Source organism: Streptomyces sannanensis (assembly GCF_039536205.1).
Classification (GTDB): domain Bacteria; phylum Actinomycetota; class Actinomycetes; order Streptomycetales; family Streptomycetaceae; genus Streptomyces; species Streptomyces sannanensis.
The window spans coordinates 3,272,957-3,291,872 of record NZ_BAAAYL010000001.1; the positions used below are offsets into that span (position 1 = coordinate 3,272,957).

The 18,916-nt window shown below is 65.2% G+C and carries 14 protein-coding genes; 9 read left to right on the top strand and 5 right to left on the bottom strand.

The genetic code is table 11. The features are described from left to right. Nucleotides 1–28 precede the first annotated feature (28 nt). The 3 genes from ABD858_RS15390 to ABD858_RS15400 are packed head-to-tail and all read right to left on the bottom strand — an operon-like array spanning nt 29 to nt 2,921. Nucleotides 29–1,039 (bottom strand): zinc-dependent alcohol dehydrogenase, encoded by a 1,011-nt coding sequence (locus tag ABD858_RS15390; protein ID WP_345037716.1) that lies wholly within the window; start codon nt 1,037–1,039, stop codon nt 29–31. Nucleotides 1,040–1,050: 11 nt separating this feature from the next. Next, complete coding sequence (locus tag ABD858_RS15395) at nt 1,051–1,794, bottom strand: TylF/MycF/NovP-related O-methyltransferase (protein ID WP_345037718.1); 744 nt, start codon at nt 1,792–1,794, stop codon at nt 1,051–1,053. Continuing rightward, nucleotides 1,791–2,921: a radical SAM protein gene (locus tag ABD858_RS15400; RefSeq protein WP_345037720.1), complete on the bottom strand. Its 1,131-nt coding sequence runs from the start codon at nt 2,919–2,921 to the stop codon at nt 1,791–1,793. Before ABD858_RS15400 ends, ABD858_RS15395 begins: the two co-directional genes overlap by 4 nt. A 754-nt stretch (nt 2,922–3,675) precedes the next feature. Here ABD858_RS15400 and ABD858_RS15405 point away from each other — a divergent pair. Together ABD858_RS15405 and ABD858_RS15410 are read left to right on the top strand one after the other, a co-directional pair. Next, entirely contained in the window at nt 3,676–4,851 is a 1,176-nt protein-coding gene (locus tag ABD858_RS15405) for a 2-deoxy-scyllo-inosose synthase (RefSeq protein ID WP_345037722.1), read from the top strand. Continuing rightward, nucleotides 4,851–6,458, top strand: coding sequence for an FAD-dependent oxidoreductase (locus ABD858_RS15410; protein ID WP_345037723.1), 1,608 nt, complete (start codon nt 4,851–4,853; stop codon nt 6,456–6,458). Before ABD858_RS15405 ends, ABD858_RS15410 begins: the two co-directional genes overlap by 1 nt. A gap of 17 nt (nt 6,459–6,475) precedes the next feature. Here the strand turns inward: ABD858_RS15410 and ABD858_RS15415 are convergent, their stop codons facing one another. Continuing rightward, nucleotides 6,476–7,375: a hypothetical protein gene (locus tag ABD858_RS15415; RefSeq protein WP_345037726.1), complete on the bottom strand. Its 900-nt coding sequence runs from the start codon at nt 7,373–7,375 to the stop codon at nt 6,476–6,478. 31 nt (nt 7,376–7,406) lie between these two features. Next, nucleotides 7,407–9,173, bottom strand: coding sequence for a hypothetical protein (locus tag ABD858_RS15420; RefSeq protein WP_345037728.1), 1,767 nt, complete (start codon nt 9,171–9,173; stop codon nt 7,407–7,409). 751 nt (nt 9,174–9,924) lie between these two features. On the opposite strand from ABD858_RS15420, the gene ABD858_RS15425 reads away from it, so the two are divergent. The 7 genes from ABD858_RS15425 to ABD858_RS15455 all read left to right on the top strand — a co-directional run bounded on the left by ABD858_RS15425 (nt 9,925) and on the right by ABD858_RS15455 (nt 18,914). Beyond that, nucleotides 9,925–11,379: an NAD(P)/FAD-dependent oxidoreductase gene (locus tag ABD858_RS15425; RefSeq protein WP_345037730.1), complete on the top strand. Its 1,455-nt coding sequence runs from the start codon at nt 9,925–9,927 to the stop codon at nt 11,377–11,379. Between the two features lie 121 nt (nt 11,380–11,500). After that, nucleotides 11,501–12,193 (top strand): class I SAM-dependent DNA methyltransferase, encoded by a 693-nt coding sequence (locus ABD858_RS15430; protein ID WP_345037733.1) that lies wholly within the window; start codon nt 11,501–11,503, stop codon nt 12,191–12,193. Between the two features lie 62 nt (nt 12,194–12,255). After that, nucleotides 12,256–14,052 carry a hypothetical protein gene (locus ABD858_RS15435; RefSeq protein WP_345037735.1) on the top strand — a complete coding sequence of 599 codons (1,797 nt, stop codon included), beginning with the start codon at nt 12,256–12,258 and terminating at the stop codon, nt 14,050–14,052. Between the two features lie 79 nt (nt 14,053–14,131). Beyond that, nucleotides 14,132–15,478 carry an aminotransferase class III-fold pyridoxal phosphate-dependent enzyme gene (locus ABD858_RS15440; protein WP_345037738.1) on the top strand — a complete coding sequence of 449 codons (1,347 nt, stop codon included), beginning with the start codon at nt 14,132–14,134 and terminating at the stop codon, nt 15,476–15,478. A 10-nt stretch (nt 15,479–15,488) separates the two neighbouring features. After that, nucleotides 15,489–16,295 carry an APH(3') family aminoglycoside O-phosphotransferase gene (locus ABD858_RS15445; RefSeq protein WP_345037740.1) on the top strand — a complete coding sequence of 269 codons (807 nt, stop codon included), beginning with the start codon at nt 15,489–15,491 and terminating at the stop codon, nt 16,293–16,295. A gap of 157 nt (nt 16,296–16,452) precedes the next feature. Next, nucleotides 16,453–18,198, top strand: a complete 1,746-nt coding sequence (locus tag ABD858_RS15450; protein ID WP_345037742.1) for a hypothetical protein — start codon at nt 16,453–16,455, stop codon at nt 18,196–18,198. Further along, entirely contained in the window at nt 18,195–18,914 is a 720-nt protein-coding gene (locus tag ABD858_RS15455) for a PIG-L deacetylase family protein (RefSeq protein ID WP_345037745.1), read from the top strand. Before ABD858_RS15450 ends, ABD858_RS15455 begins: the two co-directional genes overlap by 4 nt. Nucleotides 18,915–18,916 lie beyond the last annotated feature (2 nt).

The following is an 18,916-nucleotide window of genomic DNA, read 5'->3' on the forward strand; positions in this document are numbered from 1 at the left end:
GAGCGGAGCCGGCTATTGCCGGTTTCCGTCACACGGTCTGCCCTGCTCCGGTCGTGAAGACGGTACGCAGGGGAGCGTCACCGCCCCGGTCCTCGAGTACCGAACGGTAGTCGGACATCGGCAGTTCCTCGTCCAGCAACGGCATGAGTCGCACAGTGCCGTTGACGACCATGTCCAGAGCCTTGTCGAGCTGGCCGTATCCGGACAGCACCCCATAGACGGTCACCTCCCGCAGCATGACCGCGCTCGGCTCGAAGTGTGTCGGTTCCTCGCCCGAGTAGCCGACCAGCACATAAGCGCCACCAGGACGCGTGGCTTCCAGGCCGTCTGGGAACACGGATGCCACACCGGTAGCGTCAAAGACGATCTCCGGGAGCGCCTTCCCCAATTCCGCCAACGAGGAGACCTGATCAAGGCCCAGTTCGGTTGCGAGGCGGCGTCGGCGCTCCTCCGGCTCCGCCACCGTCACTGACTGCGCACCTGCTGCCAGAGCGAGTTGCCCGACGAGCAGGCCGATCGTGCCCGCACCGATCACGCCGACTGAGCGCCCGGAGACATCCGGCGCCCGTTCGACGGCGTGCAAGGCGACGCACAGCGGCTCCAGCAGACACCCCTCCGCACCGGAAAGGGTGTCGGGAAGTAACTGGAGATTGGCCGCCGGGATGGTGAAGGCCTCGGCGAAGGCACCGGGTCTGGTGAAGCCGACCTCATCGAGGTCCTGGCAGAGGTTGTATCCGCCCTCCGCGCATCGCTCGCACTGCCGGCACGGCGTGATCCCATCGCCGACCACCGTCTTCCCCACCAGCTCGGGACGGTCTGGGGCTTCCAGTACCCGTCCCGTCCATTCATGTCCGGGGATCACGGGGTAGTCGGCGTCGTGCAACGTGCCCCGGAGCAGCCGGAGATCGGTGCCGCACACCGCCACATGGGTCACCGCAACGAGCGCTTCCCCAGGCGCGGGTACGGGCATGGGAATCCGTTCGAGCGCGTGTTCCTTCGGCCCACGAACAACCAGGGCCAGCATGTCCGGGTCGCTCACCGTCACCTTCTTCACGCGTCCGGGTTGATGCTGTCACCGGTGCGGTGGACGAAGAACGCCCGACCATGCCATCCGTACCGCAGGAATTCGCTGTACTCGTAGAACCCGTCGGTGCGCGCGAAGCACTCCCGCATGGCGCGGCGCATGCCGAAACGAGGATTGGCGCGATTGCAGTTGTAGTCGTCGAGGAGCAGCACCGCACCGTCGGGCATGAGCTTGTTGCCGAGCAGGTGGTCGAGAACCTCGACGGAGGACGAATACAGGTCGCAGTCGAGGTTGGCTATCGCCACCTCGTGCTTGACCGGCTGCTTAACCAGTGATTCCTCGAACATGCCCGGGACGACCGACCAGCCTGTCTCACCGAACCGACGGGTGAACTCCTGGCGCAACATATCCTCGGTGCCGGGAGGGGAAGCGTCCTCGTTCTCTCTCCAGTAGCCGCTGTCGGCTACCTCATAGGAGATCGAGTCGACGGGATTCACACTCTTGGGGAATCCGCTGAAGGAGTCGTAGACGTAGAGGTGCCGCGGGAAGATCTTGGTGTAGAAATCATCCTGGGCATTGAACTCGGTGATGAGGTCGGCGAGCATCAGAGCACTGAAGCCCTCGTAGCATCCGAACTCAGCGACGGCGCCGGGGATGTGGCTTCCGTAGACGTACTCAAACGTGTAGCGGAATACTTCACCATAGACCTGGTTCGCCCGACTGACGTCCTGGTAGGTGGCGTTGGAAACTTGTGCCACGTTGGTGGTCATTCCGCCCTCACTGTCACGGGTTCGATTTCATACAGGGCAGGGTCCACATCGATGTCCATGTTAAGTTCACAGCATCGATGACAGACCGGCTGAAGGCCGTTCTTGATGGTTTCGCGCATCTTCGTGTACGCGTCTCCCCGGAAGACCTCGCCCAGCGAGGAGTCGCGGAGGGAACCCATCACCGTGTCCGGGAACGTCGTGCAGCTGATCACTTGCCCGTTGGGGAGCACCGAAGTCTGAGCCCAGAGTTTCTTGCACGTGGTATCGCGCACGATCTTGCGCCATTCCGACGTAAAGAACTTGCTCTTCTCGGAATTTCCGTAGCGCGTCGGGGCGATGAGCACCTCGACCGCGTCCGAGCGGTTCATCGCCTCGTCCATCAGCTCTTCGAGCCGGGCCGGGACGATGTCCTTGTGCTGGTGCTCGTTACAGAAGCCGGCCCAGGACATGAAGGGCTGGTCGGTGACCGCCTCGAAAGCGGGCCGTGAGGCCTTGCCCTCTTCCCTGGTGAAGTAGCTTGCCAGGTCAACGCTGACCGTCGAGACACCGAGCGACTCGGCGAGGGTGACCATGTCGGGCAGAGACTCGTAGTTCATGCCCGTCACCGTGAAGTTCATCGCGATGTTCGGACCCCGGCCGGCCTTGCGACTGGCCTCCTGAAGCGACTGGAGTCCCGCAACGGCGCGCTCGAACGATTTACGGCCACGGATGGGGTTGTTGATCTCCGCTGTCGGACCGTCGATCGAGACATAAACGTCGTCGATGCCAGCTTCCACAAGACCCTCGGAGAATCGCGGCAGCAGGGTCGCGTTCGTGCTCATGTCGAGGTTGCAGTTTGGAAGTCTGCGCTTTGCCTGGCGGACCAGCTCGATAATCTGTGGGTGCATCAGGGGCTCCCCGCCCATGATGGTCAAGAACGTCTTCTCACCGGAAGACTCGGCGAGTTCGTCGACCAGGCCATTCCACATGTCGACGGTGATCTGATCGCGCTTGACTTCCTCCATCCAGACACTCTCGCTGGCGGAGTCTCCATACATCCAGCACTCACGGCACGTCAGGTTGCATACCCAGTTCACGAATACCGTGACGTGGCGTGGCACTGTTGGGAGTAAAGGTAAGTTGACCACTACGCTCCTTCGAGCTCTCGGCGGTTACGCCGGCGGACCACCGGTATCGCTAGGCGGATTCCGAATCGGCATATGTCATCGCAACGGGCAGTGCTACAGCGGAATGCCGGGGGCATCGCAGATGCCAGGGGGAGCGGGAGCTTAAACCAGTCCTCAGAACGCATCCACCGCCTCTGTGACCGGACGAGTCAAGTCCAGGGTGCCCGGACGTCATGATGCCGTGAAACACCCCCCATGTCACGCGGATTCAACCGCGGCGCTACCCCCGTCCCCGAGCAATCTCCTACTCAACCCCTTGAGCGGGCAAGGAGATTCAGGGCTCCACTCAGTATCCTATGAAGTGAGCGCTTTGAACATGGGGGATCCGGAACTTCTTGTCGAGCCGCGCATGTACCACGCACGAACTCACAAATGATCACGACGTGTCACGTCATCGGCACGCTTCGTTACGGCATCTCGATTTCCGGGATCGTTCCACCCGGCACCCGACATCAATCGGCTACGGTGTTCGACTCCATCTGTCAGACTGGCCCAAGTCGGCCTGGGAGACAGTCGGCTTGCAAGGGGCATCGGCCCTTGCACGGGGGATTTACGGGGATGCTGACGTTCGGTGCGGAGATGCGCCGACGTATCACGAGAGCCAGGACGCATTGCCTCGGTGACCCTGCCGTTGTTCAGCTACACACGCATGCCCTGCGAGACAAGTAGGGCGAGCATCGACCTGCATCGAGACGGGAGATGATGGATGGTTAGTGTGAGTGAAGCCGCTACCGGGATGGGCGGCAACTGGCACGTCCGCAAAGTCCGAATCGGAGAAGTCGAGTTCCCCTATCACTACGGGGTCGACTGTACGGATCGGATCCTGGGGGAGCTGGCAGACCTCGGCGCCGACCGGTTCATCGTGGTCACGGACGACACGGTGCTCGCCCTGCACGGCGAAAGGATACTCCCGGGGCTGCGCGCGCTTGCACCCGTCGAGGTGCTGAGCCAACAGCCCGGTGAACACATGAAGTCCCTCTCCCAACTGTCCGATTACGTCGAACGGGCACTGGGGGCGCATGCCACGCGGAGCACGGTCGTCATTGCCTTCGGCGGCGGTGTGCCGGGAAACCTTGCGGGTCTTCTGTCCGCCCTCATCTTCCGTGGTGTGCGCCTGGTGCACATACCCACCACCACGGTCGCTGCGATGGACTCGGTCCTGTCGCTCAAGCAGGCAATCAATAGTTCCCTCGGCAAGAACCATATCGGGACCTACTATTCCCCAGAGGCTGTCTACACCGATATTCGTATGCTGACCACCCTCCCGGAACGAGAGCTTCGCTCAGGGCTGTGCGAAGCCGCGAAGAACTGCTTGGCCATCGCTCCCGACGCCCTCCCCGGTCTGCGCAAGGTACTGGCCAACGGCGGTTTGAACACACCGGATTCACTGCTGTGGCTGCTCGACGAGAGCATCCGCGCCAAGACCATGGTCACTGCTCAGGACACCCGTGAACAACGGGCTGCGCTGGTACTCGAATACGGGCACACCACCGGTCATGCGGTGGAACTGGCAGACCAGCGGCTCCGCGGCTCCGAGGGTCTCTCGCACGGAGAGGCGATCGCCTTCGGAATGATCGTCGCGGCCCGGATCTCGCACGCACGGGGCTGGATGTCCCGAGAGTGCGTCATACAGCATGAGGAGATCGTCGCCGCACTCGGAGCGCCACAGAGGCTGCCCGGAAAGATGACTGTCGACGACGTCCTGAGCGTGGTGCGGGACGACAACAAGCGCGGCTACCTGCCGGCCGAGCCGGATTCCATCCCGTACGTCCTGCTCAAGGGCCTCGGTGATCTGGCGGGAACCGAGAACCTGCCGCTGGTCCAGGTGAAGCTGGCCGAGATCCGAGACGCGTTGGAAGGTCTCAACCGCGACAACGCCTGGGGGAGTTGATGACGCGAGCGTACGGCCCGGCCCCCACCGCGGCGGATCTCGCGGAAGACTACGACGTCTGCGTGGTCGGGAGCGGCGCCTCGGGAGCCCTTGCGGCCTGGTTGCTTGCGACCAGCGGACTGTCGGTCGTTGTCGTGGAGCAGGGCGGATTCGTCTCGGACGACACCTCCTACGACGACGTCCTCGCCACCTCGGAATCAGCCTGGGTCCGCCAGGAGAACGGCACGTGGGGCAAAGTCGGGTATCCGTGGACAACCTGCAACGTCGGTGGCGGCACGGTCTTCTACGGCGGCGCCTACTTCCGCAACCGTCCCATCGACTTCGACCCGGAGACCGCCCTCGGGAAGGGCGAGCTTCCCCTGCGCTGGCCCTGGGAGGCATCTGAACTGGACCCGTATTACACGGCGGTGGAGGAACTGGTAGGGGTGTCCGGCGCCGCGGACACGGACCCGACCCTGCCACCACGCGGTGCGGCCTATCCGCTGCCGCCGGTGCCGACATCTCCCGAGGGCGCCCGGCTTTCCACCGCGGCAACCTCTATGGGATGGCGGCCCTTCAGTACCCCTCTCGCCGTGGTCAGCAAGGACTTCCGGGGACGCCCCGGCTGTGCGGCAGACGCCCCCTGCATCTGCCGCAAATGCCCGATCGGCGCCAAGGGTGACGCGGTGACCCGCTTCCTGGAACCCGCCATGGCGCGTGGCGCCCGGCTGTTCGCCGGCCTCAAGGCGGTACGGCTGACCACGGACGGCACCCGCACGGCCCAGGCACTCGAATGTGTGCGGATGGACACCGGCACGCGCTACCGCATCCGGGCCCGGCAGTTCCTGCTCTGTGCCAACGCCGTGCAGACGGCGGCGCTGTTGCTGCGCTCGACCAACGACCGTCATCCGCAGGGCCTCGGCAACACCCATGACCTCGTGGGCCGCGGGCTGTGCTTCAAGCTGAGCGAATACCTTCTGGGCTATGGCTACCAGAGGGCCGACGGCACCCCGTCGGACAGTGAGGTGATGGGCAATGGCCCCTTCTCCACGTTCGCCGTGGCCGACCTCTACGAGGACTCGGCCGCTCCCGGCGGTCTCGGCGGCCTGCTCTACGAGGCCCGCCCCGAACGGACGTACCGACTGCGGCAGAACGAGCAGTTGCTGCGCATCGAGGCCCTGGTGCCCGACGAACCCCAGCTGGGCAACCGGGTACGACTGGGAACGGGCACCGATGCCCACGGCGTGCCGGACGTGATGATGGACTACCAGGCACACCCACGGGATCTGGCACGCCTGGAGTACATGTTGGAACGGGGCACCGAACTGATCCGCGCCGCCGGCTGCGAGCTCGTCCTCAGGGAGCCGTCCGGCTGGGCGATGGGAAGTAGCCATCTGCACGGCACCTGCCGGATGGGAACGGATCCACGCAGCAGCGTGACCGATCCCGACGGGCGGCTGCACGACGTCGACAACGTCTATGTCGGTGACGGTGCGGTGCTGCCGTATCCCGCCGGGACCAACCCGACACTCACCATCCAGGCGGTGGCCCTGCGCACAGCGAGAAAGCTGCTCCAGGACCGCTTCGCGGTCACCGCACCGTCAATCGATCACCGGCCGGCCGGCTGACCGGCGCTTCAGCCGGCCTACCGCCTGTCCGGCTTCCATCGGTCACCGAGATACCGGGTGACCTCGTCGAACAGGGCAACTGTGTACGGGTGGCAGCGATCAGCCACCCGTACACAGCGGCTCGTGCTCTCCAGTCTGTCCGGCAGTTCCCGGTAGACCCGTTGCACGACGTGCCCCTGGGTCCCCTCCTCGGCCGTCAGCGGGAACTCCAGCAGGCCGAGCTCGGTGAGCTCCTGCTCGGTCTCGGCCCAAGCCGTGACGGCGCCCAGCATCACTTGGATCCAGTACCGCTGGAACGTCCGGCGCAACGCCGAGACGTACTGGCCGTAGAGGGCTGCCGGATCCTCGGTCCCGCGTGCCTGGACTTCATCGCCCACGCGTATCTCGGTCTCGCCGCCACGGCCCTGGAAGAGGTAGCTGTAGCGGACCGCGATATCGCTCTGTACTCCGGCCAGATACAGCGTTTCCCCGGACCGGACGCCGTAGGCGTATCCGAGGAAACCGGGACGTCCCGCGTCCATGAAATTCCAGTCGGCTGCCTCGAACATGCCCTGAGGCAACAGGGAGGTGTCCGTCAGGTAGCACCGCAGGGTGACCGGCGTGCCGAACTGCGGGTACCTGCCGTCTGCAATGTCGTCGCAGGTGCCGGCCATGGCCGTCACGGCGAAGCCGACACTGCGATAACGGAAGCCGATGGGCGGGGAAATCGGTGCGGTGTTGTTGAAGGAGCGCAACAGCTCGCCGAGTGAAGTGCCGAGCTGCTCCGCGACCTCCTCCCGCGGTGTCGGATCGTCGACCCAGCGCCCCAGGAGTTTCCGCCGCTCAGGACTGAGCCAATGGTTGTCGTGGACCCAGCGCTTGATGAAGTCGTCGGCGGGCGGGACCACTGTCGTGGCCGCCGCAGGAACGGCGCACACGTGGTCATTGCTCAGGTGTGCCGCTGTCCGGTCAGCCAACGTTCACCGACTCCGGAATCAGTACGCTCTCGGCCTGCGCCTGGGCACGGGTCCAGCCCAGCCCGCGAGTGGCAGGGTGCTCGTCTGCCGGGGGCGGCAGCGGCGCCGTGTGCAGACGGCCGGCGTGCACCAGCAGCCGGTTCCAGTCGGACAGGTCGAGGGTGACGAGATGGCGCCGGTGGTTCCTGGCCGCGGCGATCTCGCGGAAGCACTCTTCGTTGAAGTGGTGCTGAGGAGCCTCGGCGAACTCCTTCTCGCTCACTCGGATCCAGCTCTCGGTGTCCTCCTTGATGCCGTCGGCAAGGACCCTGATCGCTTCCTCGGGAGTTTCCCCGGCATCCCGCTGCTGCCAGTAGCGGAGCACGCGGGAGCTGTGGCCGGTCATCCCGGTGACGGAGTTGCCGCCGTTGATGAAGTGGCCGTTCCCGAAGGTTTCTCCCGCGACGACGCCGTTGGGAGCCACTTGGGCATCGGTCCCCGCGCGCATGGTGATGGTCACCAGCTTGGGACCGTAGAAGGTGTTGATCCGCTTGACCACCTTCTTGGGCAGTTCCAGCAGCTCTTCGGCCCGGTCCAGGAAGAACTCCTTGAGGAGCTGCTGGTAGGCGGCGAAGTAGCGGGGCGACGAGTCGTCCGTGTCGGCGGAGACCATGCCCTTCGCCACCGGATCGAAGGTCATGAACTCGGGGACCTGGACCATGATCCAGCCGACTTCGGGGTCGTTCTCGTGACCGATGAGCATCTGGCGTGTCCAGTACTCGTCGTTGTCCTCGTCCAGTTCGGTGGAGATGCGGTAACGGAACCGGCCCTGGGCGTACATGCTGAACAGGGTCGCTACGAAGTCCGCCGTGGCCGGGACGGGGCCACGTCCGTCACCATGGTCGAGCACGACCGGCTCGGCCCGGTAGCCGAGCTGTTCGGCGTCCGTACTCTCGGGGCCCTGCGCCACCATGAACAGTTCCGGCACACCGATGTCGATGATCTTGGAGCCGGGTCGGCGGACGTGGACGAAGTACCCTCGGAAGTCGAGCTCTTGGAGTGCTTCGACACGTATGCGCTTGCGGCCGTCGGGGGCGTCGGAGAACCCGCCGCCGTCCGCTGCTGTGATGGCCCGGTGGGTACTGAACAGTCGCACCCGGGGCTCTTCGAGGCCTTCCGCCAGGTCCATCTTCGCCAGCTCCTCGAGATACCTCCGCATCAAGGTCAGCAGCTCGGCAGCCGATACCTGGAAGGGAAAAGTGTCCTGGAGGATCTCGGCGACATCGGTGCGAATCAGACGCGGATCCGGCGCCTCAGGGATCTTTGCGGCCGGCAGTGCGGAGACCACGCGGTGGGGTGTCCCGTTCTGCCACCGGTCGTCGATGAACTCGTTGTACTCAAGGTTGCCCGCGACCTTGAGCTCCTCGTCCTCGAAGTCGATGTAGCAGTCGATGACCTCTTCCACCGCGATGGTGCCGGACACCGCACCCGGGCTGTGGAAGCACTCAGCGAGGCGGAAGATCCGTCCGTCGCCACGCCGGGGTAGCCGCTCCTCCCCGTACCGCTCCAGCATCATCTGGTCGACCAGGCCGAGTTGGTGGTAGGTGTCCGCGGCGATGTTCCAGCCCGCTCCGGGGGCCGGGTCACCACGCATCTCGACTCCGACCGCGCTGCGCCCCATGGCGACGCTCCAGAGCATGGCCATCATGTTTGTGCCGCCAAGCCCCAGGGCCAGGAAATCCGGATTCAGAGCGTCCGGTAAGTCTCTGTCATTGCCCACGACTTAATCCTCCTTGTTGGGGTTATGAGCGCGCTTGTTGAGATTATGGGCGCGCAGGCCCGCAGCCGGATGAATGGCTGACACAAAGACTGCCGAGCCCCCGCGTCGCCCTCATGGTAACGAAGCGGCCGGGGCCGGCCATCCATATTGGACGAAGCGGTCGGGATAGCGGGTCTTCGAAGTTGAGCGGGCAGGCAACCCGGAACGGCGCACCCGCTTGAGCCGAACACGACGTCCGAGCCAGGGATGGCCGCCACCCGAGCGTGGTCAGGTGCGACGGGCGAGCCCGTCAGATCGAGCGTTGCCCGGTTAAGTTCGAAGGCCCGGGATAGCCCTCCGCCAGTGCGCGATTATCCTCCGATGAGGAACTCGAAGCAGCGAGTTCGTAGTCGCGGCGTTACCGATAGTGATCGACGGCGGCACGTGATGCGGTGCATCGATACAGCCAGTGCCCCCACGCGACACCATCCGTTCATCCCGTCGACCGAGAATACTCGCACCCTGCCTGGCGTACTGATGCTCCGTCAAAATATCGTCGGCTCACATCAGTTGACGCGCGGCCTTGGATCTTGTTCGAGCTAACCACTTCCCCTCGCCAGTCTCCTATGCCAGGATCGACCGAGCCTCCGGGGCGAGCGCCCGCGCACTTCAACGTGATCCGCGTCACAAAGCGCGCTGCCGACTTGTTGGGCCCATCTGTCTGCTATTGATTGATCCCGGGGTTCGGATACTTCATCCATGGGGGATGCGCATGCCAGGATCAGCCATTGAGAATTCTCGCACCTATGACGCAATCATCGTGGGAAACGGTGCACTGGGGCTTTCACTTGGCTTAGCCCTCTCCCGTCAGGGAGTAAAGACAGCCGTGGTCGGCGAGGCATCCCGACCCTTTGCCGCATCAGCCGCAGCCGGCGCGATGAACGGATGCTTCGGTGAAGCCACGCCAGGCCTCTTGCAGAGCGAGTACGGCCGAGCCAAGCTCGCCATGGATGTGCGTGCCACCAGTCTGTGGACAGAATGGGAACAGCAACTCGTCGAGGAATCCGACGAGAAGTCTCTTCGTAGCGCCAATGGCACCATCGTCATTCTGAACACCATCGGCGTGCCGGAGATCGACAGCGCCGGGTACTCCTCGATCCGCGCGGCCCTGGACGAGTACCACGAACCCTACGAGGATCTCGATCCGGAAGAGCTCGACTGGCTGGACCCGGACCCGGTGTCCCGTCCGCTGAAGGCCATGTTCATTCCCAATGAGCACGCCCTGAACACTCAGGCTCTCCTGCGGGGACTGGCCACGGCGTTCACCCGGGCCCAAGGCACCCTCGTCGACGCACATGTCACCGACGTCCGTATCGCCGGGGACAAGACCGAGGGCGTCGTGCTCTCGACGGGCGAGATCCTTTCCTCCCCCTCTGTGGTGATCGCGGCCGGCGCCGCCTCGCGCGACCTGCTCGGCGCCCTTCCGCAGGACATCCGTGAACGCATCCCGGGCATGGTCTCCGGGTACGGTGTCGCCCTGCTGATCGAGACGGCGGAAGGAAGGGCGCCCGACAGCGTCATCCGCACCCCCAACCGGGCCTTCGCCTGCGGACTGCACGCCGTCCCCCGGGAGAACGGGCGCATCTACCTCGGCGCCACCAACAACATCTCTCCCGAGCCCCGCGACACTCCCGCGATCGACGATCTGAACCTGCTGCTCGGCTGCACTCGCCAGCTTCGCAAGGACCTGGTGGACGGACGCGTCGACAAGATCTATGTCGGCAACCGGCCAGTGCCGCTCGATGGCTTCCCGCTGCTCGGCGAGGCCGGCGTGGACGGCCTCTGGCTGATGACGGGTACCTACCGCGACGGACTCCACCAGTCGCCGCTGCTCGCCCAGGACTTCGCGGCCCGCCTGACCGGCAAGCCGCACGACACCGACCTGGATGTCTTCACGCCACTGCGCGCTCCCATCCAGGCGATGAGCCGGGAAGAGTGCCTGGAGGCCGCGGTCCAGCACACGCTCGCCCTCGGGTACGAACACGACTGGGGCATCCCCGTCGACTGGCCGCCCGTGATCGAGGATCAGCTGCGTCGGCTCTACAGCGAGGCTCTCGACGAGTTCGACCCCGCGTTCACACCGCCACCCGAGCTGCTCGCCTCCGCTTCTCCCGAGATCAACGAGGCACTGCACACGTACTACCGCGCATACGGCGAGCGTCTCTGAAACGCGCCCGTACTTCGGCGAATCGACGAACCGTAGACAGGTGGGCGAAGTGACAGAGCGTTTTGACGACCCTGACCGAACGGCTTGGGGTAGCTACTGGGCAGACGTCCACGACGAGTGGATGGGCGCAGAGATCGACCAGGACTGTCTGCTGGCCCTGAAGGAGCTGGCGAATGGCGGGCCGGTCCTGGAACTGGGCATAGGAACGGGCCGGGTCGCTATTCCGCTGGTACTGACCGGGCTCACAGTCCACGGCTTCGAGACATCCCCAGCGATGATCGAGAAGCTGCGCGAGAAACCTGGAGGCGACCAGATCAGGGTCATCCAGGAGAACTACGTCGACATGAACGTCGAAGGTAAGTACCGGCTGATCCCCTGGATCGACTGGGGTCCCTTTCTCCTGCACTCCCAGGAGGAACAGGTCCGTTGCGTCCAGAATGCCGCGGATCACCTGGAGGACGGCGGTTTCCTCGTAGTTGAAATGCCCACCCGGGTGCCGATTCCAGACAACCAAGGGCCGAACGGCAGTGAACACCTGCTGATCGAATCCATCACGTCCACCAGCGTGGGGCTCTGGGCGGTCGACTACAACCCGTTGGATCAGACTCTCTTCACGCAGCAAATCCTCCTGGAGAACGGCTCGGTACGACTGCAGCCGGTCCCGATGCGCTATGTAAGCCCGGCGGAAATCGACCTTATGGCTCGAATGGCGGGACTGAAGCTGAAACATCGCTGGAGCAACTGGCAGCGGGCCGCCATGACCTCCGAGAGTTCCACGCATATTTCGGTCTACGAGAAGCCGGCACAGCCGTAGAACCATTGCCTTGTGAACGTCATAGCCTGCGCGCGAGATTGAGAACAGTGAGGAGTAATATTGTGGCCTCCCAGCAGGGCAATCAGCTCCCCTTAGAGCAAGAGCACGACTTACGGGGAGTCCTTGACCCGGACTTCCTGGCCCTGGGGCTTGGCGGAACGAACATGATGGGCATGCTCTGGAGCATCGCCATGGGCCGCCGGGCCGTCGGTGTGGAAATGCGTGGCGAGCCGTCCCTCGGAGTGCACTGGAACATTCGTGAGGACATGTTTCACCAACTCGGTCTGATCGACCAGATGATGGTGGAGCGGTACGGAGAGGACGGCGTCCCTCGCCTTGGCAACGGCAAGCTCTTCAAGCTCGCCGAATGCTTCTACAGCCCGCATACCATCGCGGGTCAAATCTCAGCCGACGAAGTGGTGACCTCGTTCGAGGAGCGCATGCACGTCAGCGGCACCATCCAGCACATCGAGTTCATCGATGACCGGTGGAAGGGTGGCGCCCCCCATCGCACAATCACGGTGACTCCGCCGCCGCCGGCCCCCGCGGTGCCCGACGCGTCGAGGATCCGAGAAGATCTGGCCGAAGTACTCGACGGGCCCTCCACCTTCCAGACGGCAGCATCGGAGCTGCTGCGGTTGTGGCGGCGCTATCTCGAGAAGCTCGAGGAAATGGACCTGGCGAGGGGGATGGAGAATCCCCGGGTGCGGCTCTTCCTGAACCACCGGGTGATTACCGAGGAGGGCGACGGCTTCCTCGACGAGCCCGATGGCCGCAAGCGCATCCGGATCGAAGAGGTCCAAGAGCTCGACTACCGGGGAAAGTTCGTCCGCATGCGCCAACCTGGCACCGAACCGATCGAGATCGGTGTCCCGGAGCTCTTCGTCGTGGCGCAGGGCTTCTACAGCAGCGATGCCGAGCGGCTCGGGTTCGAACAGCACGATGTCCTGATCGACCATCAGGACGGACGCGGTGAAGTCGTGGCCCAGGCCGACTTCCTGGCCGGATTCTGCGAAGTGCTCGTCGACGGCCGATTGCGGCGGCGTATCTCCACGGAGTTCGACGAGGACGGGAACGAGTACTGGGTCCGTCAGATCGCCGTGGGGCACGAGAACGACCCCGAGGTGGGCTGGATCCTGATTCAGGTCCCCGACTTCGAGAAGTTCGACCCGATCGCGGAGGGAATCGTACCTCCGGAGACGGACACCAACTCGCCAGAGTACTTCGCGGGTTACCAACAGCTTCTCTACAACTGCTTCATCAAACACGCGGCCGCGGTGCTGGAACTGTCGGAAGACGAGCTGGACGAAATCCAGATGGACTACGGCCCCAAGCTCTTCAGCCTCGTCGAACGCATGGGCGACGATGCCCAGTTGGCAGCCAACGGCGTGGTCGCGGGGGACTCCTTCGGCAATGGCCACTTCCTCACCAGCGGCGGCGCAAACGCCGGCGTGATCGGCCATAGCGCGCGGATCCTGCGCTACTGGCAGGACAGGGACAAAGACATCCCCGCCGAGGAAGCCATCCGTACCCTGGCCGATTCCATCAAGCGCGACACCGAGGCGTGGCTCGCCGTCAGCGCGTCGGAGTTCAGCCAGTTCGCGCCGATCAACTTCGGCGCCGAGCGCATCCACCAGATCGCCGAGTCCAGCGGAATCGACGTAACCGGCCGTGCGCACATGATCGACGCGAGCCGCCGCTTCCGCCACTCGCTGGTCACCCTCGACTACTCCGACTGGCGTCGACTGTTCATCCGCGGTGGCCGCCTGCACACGGCACCGCTCCCCCCGCTCCACCCGCTGCACCCCGACGCGCGCACCTCGTGTTCGGAGCAGATGGAGCCAGCGCAGACCGCTTAGCCGGCTGCGCCGTGTACCACACCACCTCTTAGTTTCGAGGCAACGGTCGCAGACCTGCCTTGGTAACGGAAGGAATTAGATGACCAGCACCACCGGCCAGAGCAACGCCGAAACCATCGAGCGCGCCCGCCGGGTCACGGCGGCCGAGGACTACGACATCGGCACCCGGTTCCCCTCGGTCTTCGTGAGCGCACAGGGCTCCTGGATGACCGATGTCGAGGGGAAGCGCATCCTGGATGTCACCGCGGCCAGCGGTGCCCTGCTGCTCGGCAACCAGCACCCGCGCGTCGTGGAGGCGGTCAGCAACGCCGTCCGCAACCACGGCGCAGTGTTCGCGAGCACGCTCTCGCCGCAGCGCATCGAGCTCGCGGAGCGGCTGGTCGAGCGTTACCCGGCCGGTGAGAAGGCCGTGTTCTGTAAGACGGGCTCGGAGGCGACCACCACGGCGATCAGGCTCGCGCGTGCCTACACCGGCCGTGACCTCATCCTCACCTCCGGATACCACGGCTGGCACGACTGGCAGCTCTCCTACCTGAACATGGGCTTCGACCCGCGTACCCGGGTGGCGAACTTCGGTTACAACGAGACGGCGCTGAGGCGTTTCCTCGAGGAGTTCGGCAGCGACATCGCGGGGGTCATCGTCACTCCCGAGCCCGCCTGGCTCGACACCGATTACTACAGCAACCTTTCCAGCATCTGTGCCGAGTTCGGCGTGCTCTTCATCATCGACGAGGTCATCACGGCGCTGCGCTGGGGTGCCAAGGGCCTCAACGGAACCGGCGGTGTCCGGGCCGACATGATCACCGTCAGCAAGGGCCTGAGCAACGGCCACGCCCTCTCCGCCGTCCTCGGCCGGCGCGAGGTCATCGACGCCTACGACAAGGCCGGAATCGCGGGGACCTACACCCGCGAGGTACCGCCGATGGCCGCGGCCCTCGCGGTGCTGGACGAGATCGAGGACGGCGCGGTCCACGAGCAGTGCGAGAAGATGGGCAAGCTGCTCAAGGACGGGATGCGTGACGTCCTCGCGTCGGTCGGGATCCCCGCCTTCGTGACCGGCCCCAACATGATGTTCGATGTCGTCGTGGAGTCCGAGAGCCTGTCCTGGGACATCTACCGCGCGGCCTACGACTTCGGCGCCTACTTCGAGGACAGCGGCACGCACATGGTCACCGCTGCCTACGGCGAAGCCGAGGTCGAGCATGCGCTGACCGCCTTCGAGAAGGGCGCCAAGCAGGTCGCGAGCAAGCTGGAACTGGCCCCTGGGGACCTGCCCGACGCGCGCAAGCTCGCCTTCCCGCTGGAGGCGTTCGGTGGCTCGCTCAAGGACAGCGAGGGAGTACTGCAGCGCATCGAAGACACTGTCGAGCGCATCGCCAAGCGCGACAAGGACCAGGGCAACGCCCTGGATCCGGCCTGCGGCTGAGGCATCGGGCGTGGCAGGACTGCCATTCACCCTGACCAGCCGGCTGGAGCTGGACGGCGACCGCATCCTGGTCGCCGTCCGTTCCGACGGCACGGCCATCCACCGGGTGGAGCGCCGAGACTCCGGCGCGTACTTCGTCAAGACCACGCCGCATCGCAGCAAGGACGCTCTACGGTTCCATCTGTCCATCGAGGCCGAGCGTCTGGTCTGGTTGGGCAAACAGGGATTTCCGGTCCCCGGAGTAGTCGATGTCGGTGCCGACGATGACATGATGTGGCTGGTCACTACGGCCGTCGAAGGCAGGCCGGCGGCCGACTGGCCGAACCCCGCCGAGCGGCCGGCCGTAATCGCCGCCGTCGCGGACTTCACCCGAGCGCTGCACGCCCTGCCGGCCGAGGGCTGCCCCTTCAACCGGAGCCTGGCCGTCTCACTGCGCTGGGCCAGGACGGCAGCGTTCACGGGCCAGATCGATCTCAACGATCTCGACGAACACCACAGCGGCTGGTCGGCGCAACAGCTGCTCGACAAGCTGGAGGCCACCGAGCCTCCCCCCGAGGATGAACTCGTCGTCTGCCACGGGGATCTGTGCCTGGACAACCTCCTGATCGATACGGCAACACTCGCTGTCTCGGGAGTCCTGGACGTCGGTCGGCTCGGCCTGGCCGACCGGTGGGTCGACCTGGCGATCGCGGTCCGGGACATCAGTGAGGAACAGTCCGACGACGGGCAAGCCGATGCGTTTCTGCGCCGCTACGGCATGGCCGGAGCCGATGAGCGAAGGCTCCGGTACTACCGGCTTCTCGACGAGTTCTTCTAGTGCTGTGGCCGGAAAGGTTCACCGGCTCGCGACGCTCCCCCCAGCTACCGCTGGGGGAGCCGCGAGCTTCCCGGCAAACCTTTCCGGCCACAGCACTAGCGACGCACAACCACGAGGCGGGGACATGGGAGTAATGCGACAGCCGAACGCAGACTTAGTGACAGATGAGGACCTGCGGGATCCGCACGGTCCGGAATCCACGCACAACCCGGATTTCGTGGCCCTCGGCCTCGGCGGTACCAACATGATGGCCATGCTGTGGACGCTGGCCATGGGGCGCAGCTCTGTCGGCGTCGAACTGCGTGGCGATCCGGGCCTCGGGGTGCACTGGAACATTCGGGAAGACCTGTTCCACCAGTTGGGACTCATCGACCGGATGATGCTGGAAGAGTATGGCGAAGACGGTGTCCCCCGCCGCGGCGACGGCCGCACCCTGCGTCTGGCCGAGTGCTTCTACGGCTCTCGCACGACCGGCGGGGACGTGTCCGCCGACGAAATCGTCTGTGGCTTCGACCAGCAGCAGCACCTGGCCGGCTCCATTTACCACATCGAGTTCATCGACGACCGCTGGAAAGACGGTGCGCCCCACCGTGTGGTCTCCATGATGCAGGGGCCCCAGCCCGATCCCGAACCGGATCCCAGCAAGATCCGCACTCGAGTGGCCGATGTGCTCAGCGGACCGTCCACGTTCCAAGCCGGTGCCTCCGAGGTGCTTGTTCTGCTGCGCCGCTATCTGGAGGCCGTCCAGGCCATGGACCTGGCGCGCGGGATAGAACCGCGTGTGCGGATCTACACGCAGCACCGGGTGGTGCCTGACGAGGGCGACGGCTTCATCGACGAGCCGGACGGCCGCAAGCGCATCCGTATCGAGCCGCTCCAAGAGCTGGACCACCGGGGCACCTTCGTCCGCACCCGACGCCCCGGTGCCGAGACGATCGACATCGGCGTCCCGGAACTCTTCGTCATCGCCGAGGGCGCCAGCAGCAGTGATGCGGAGCGCCTCGGCTTCACCCAGCGCGACGTCCTGGTCGACCACCAGGACGGGCGCGGCCCCGTCGTGGCCCAGGCCGACTTCCTGGCCGGGCTGGTGGGTGTGCTCGTCGATGGACGGCTCCGCCGGCGGATCTCCTCGGAGTTCGACGAGGAGGGCAACGAGTACTGGGTCAGGCAGCTCGCCGTCGGGCACGAGGGAGACCCGGAAGTCGGCTGGATCATGGTCCAGGTACCCGACTTCAAGACCTTCGACCCCGTCGCCTCGCAGCTGGTGCCCGCGGGCACGGACATCGGCAGCAGCGAGTACTTCGCCGCGTACCAGCAACTCCTGTACCAGTTCTTCATCGACCAGGCGTCCGGCATTCTGGAGATACCGAAAGAGGAGCTTGCCACGATTCATATGGAGTACGGGCCGAAGCTGTTCAGCATCGTCGAGCGAATTGGCCACGACGCCCAGGTCGCGCCCAATGGTGTGGTTGCCGGAGACACCCTGGGCAACGGCCACTTCCTCACCAGCGGCGGTGCGATGACCGGCATGATCGGGCACAGCGCGCGAGTGCTGCGCTACTGGCAGGACAGGGATAAGGGCCTCCCCGCGGAGAGAGCCATTCGGTCCCTGGCGGACACCGTCAAGGAGGACACCGAGGCCTGGTTGGAGGCCAGCGCCACCGAGTTCAGCCAGACCGCCCCGGTCAACTTCGGCGCCGAACGCATGCAGGAGATCGCCGACGCCAGCGGGATCGCACAGGACGCCCGGGCGCACATGATCGACGCGAGCCGCCGCTTCCGGCACGCGCTGCTCCCCCTGGACCCGTCCGACTGGCGCCGCCTGGTGATCCGCTACGGACGGCTGTACGCGGACCCGCTACCGGAGGTGAACCCCCTTCACCCGGCCGCGCGACGCCCATGACCTCGCCCCGCTCGTCCCGGGTGCTCCTGCTGTCGCCGCACCCTGATGATATCGCCTGGTCGCTGGGCGGCACCGTGTCCCGCCTGCGAGAGGCGGGTGCGGACCTCGTCTGCCTGACGTTCTTCAACCGTACTCGGTACGCCCCGGGCAACCCGGCGCACGGTGACAGTCGCACGGCAACGGATGTGCGGCGTATCGAGGAGGACGGTTGGGGAGCCCTGGCCGATGTGCGGTTGGAGCGGTGCGACTTGGGGGACGCGTCCCTGCGCGGATACGACGATGCGACGGAGATGGGCGCCGAGCCCGAACCCGAGGTCTTGCGCGAGGTCGCCGCCAGACTGCGTTCGGTGATCGCGCGAGTACGGCCCGACGCCGTCCTCGCTCCGCTCGCCATCGGCGGGCACATCGACCACAGCGCGGTGCGCCGCGCGGTGGCCGGACTGGCTCCGGTGCCGGATGCCGCACTGCTCTGGTACGAGGACCTTCCCTATGCGTCTCAGAACCCCTGGGTCCCCGGCGGTCATCCGCTCGTCGTCGACATCGGATCGCACTGGACCGCCAAGAGTGACGGGGTCCGCTGCTACCCCTCACAGCTCCCCGACGACATTCTGCCCGTGCTGCGCCAGCATGCCGCTCAGGTACGGGGAGAGCGTCTGTGGGCGGAGACACAGAACGCCCACGACTGGTTCAGTCACTGTCTGATGAACGGTACGTAGCA

Excerpts from the sequence above, each read along its gene's own strand:
- ABD858_RS15440 (WP_345037738.1), top strand. The coding sequence starts at position 14,132 with ATGACCAGCACCACCGGCCAGAGCAACGCCGAAACCATCGAGCGCGCC.
- ABD858_RS15395 (WP_345037718.1), bottom strand. The coding sequence starts at position 1,794 with ATGACCACCAACGTGGCACAAGTTTCCAACGCCACCTACCAGGACGTC.
- ABD858_RS15430 (WP_345037733.1), top strand. The coding sequence starts at position 11,501 with ATGGGCGCAGAGATCGACCAGGACTGTCTGCTGGCCCTGAAGGAGCTG.
- ABD858_RS15425 (WP_345037730.1), top strand. The coding sequence starts at position 9,925 with ATGCCAGGATCAGCCATTGAGAATTCTCGCACCTATGACGCAATCATC.
- ABD858_RS15410 (WP_345037723.1), top strand. The coding sequence starts at position 4,851 with ATGACGCGAGCGTACGGCCCGGCCCCCACCGCGGCGGATCTCGCGGAA.
- ABD858_RS15455 (WP_345037745.1), top strand. The coding sequence starts at position 18,195 with ATGACCTCGCCCCGCTCGTCCCGGGTGCTCCTGCTGTCGCCGCACCCT.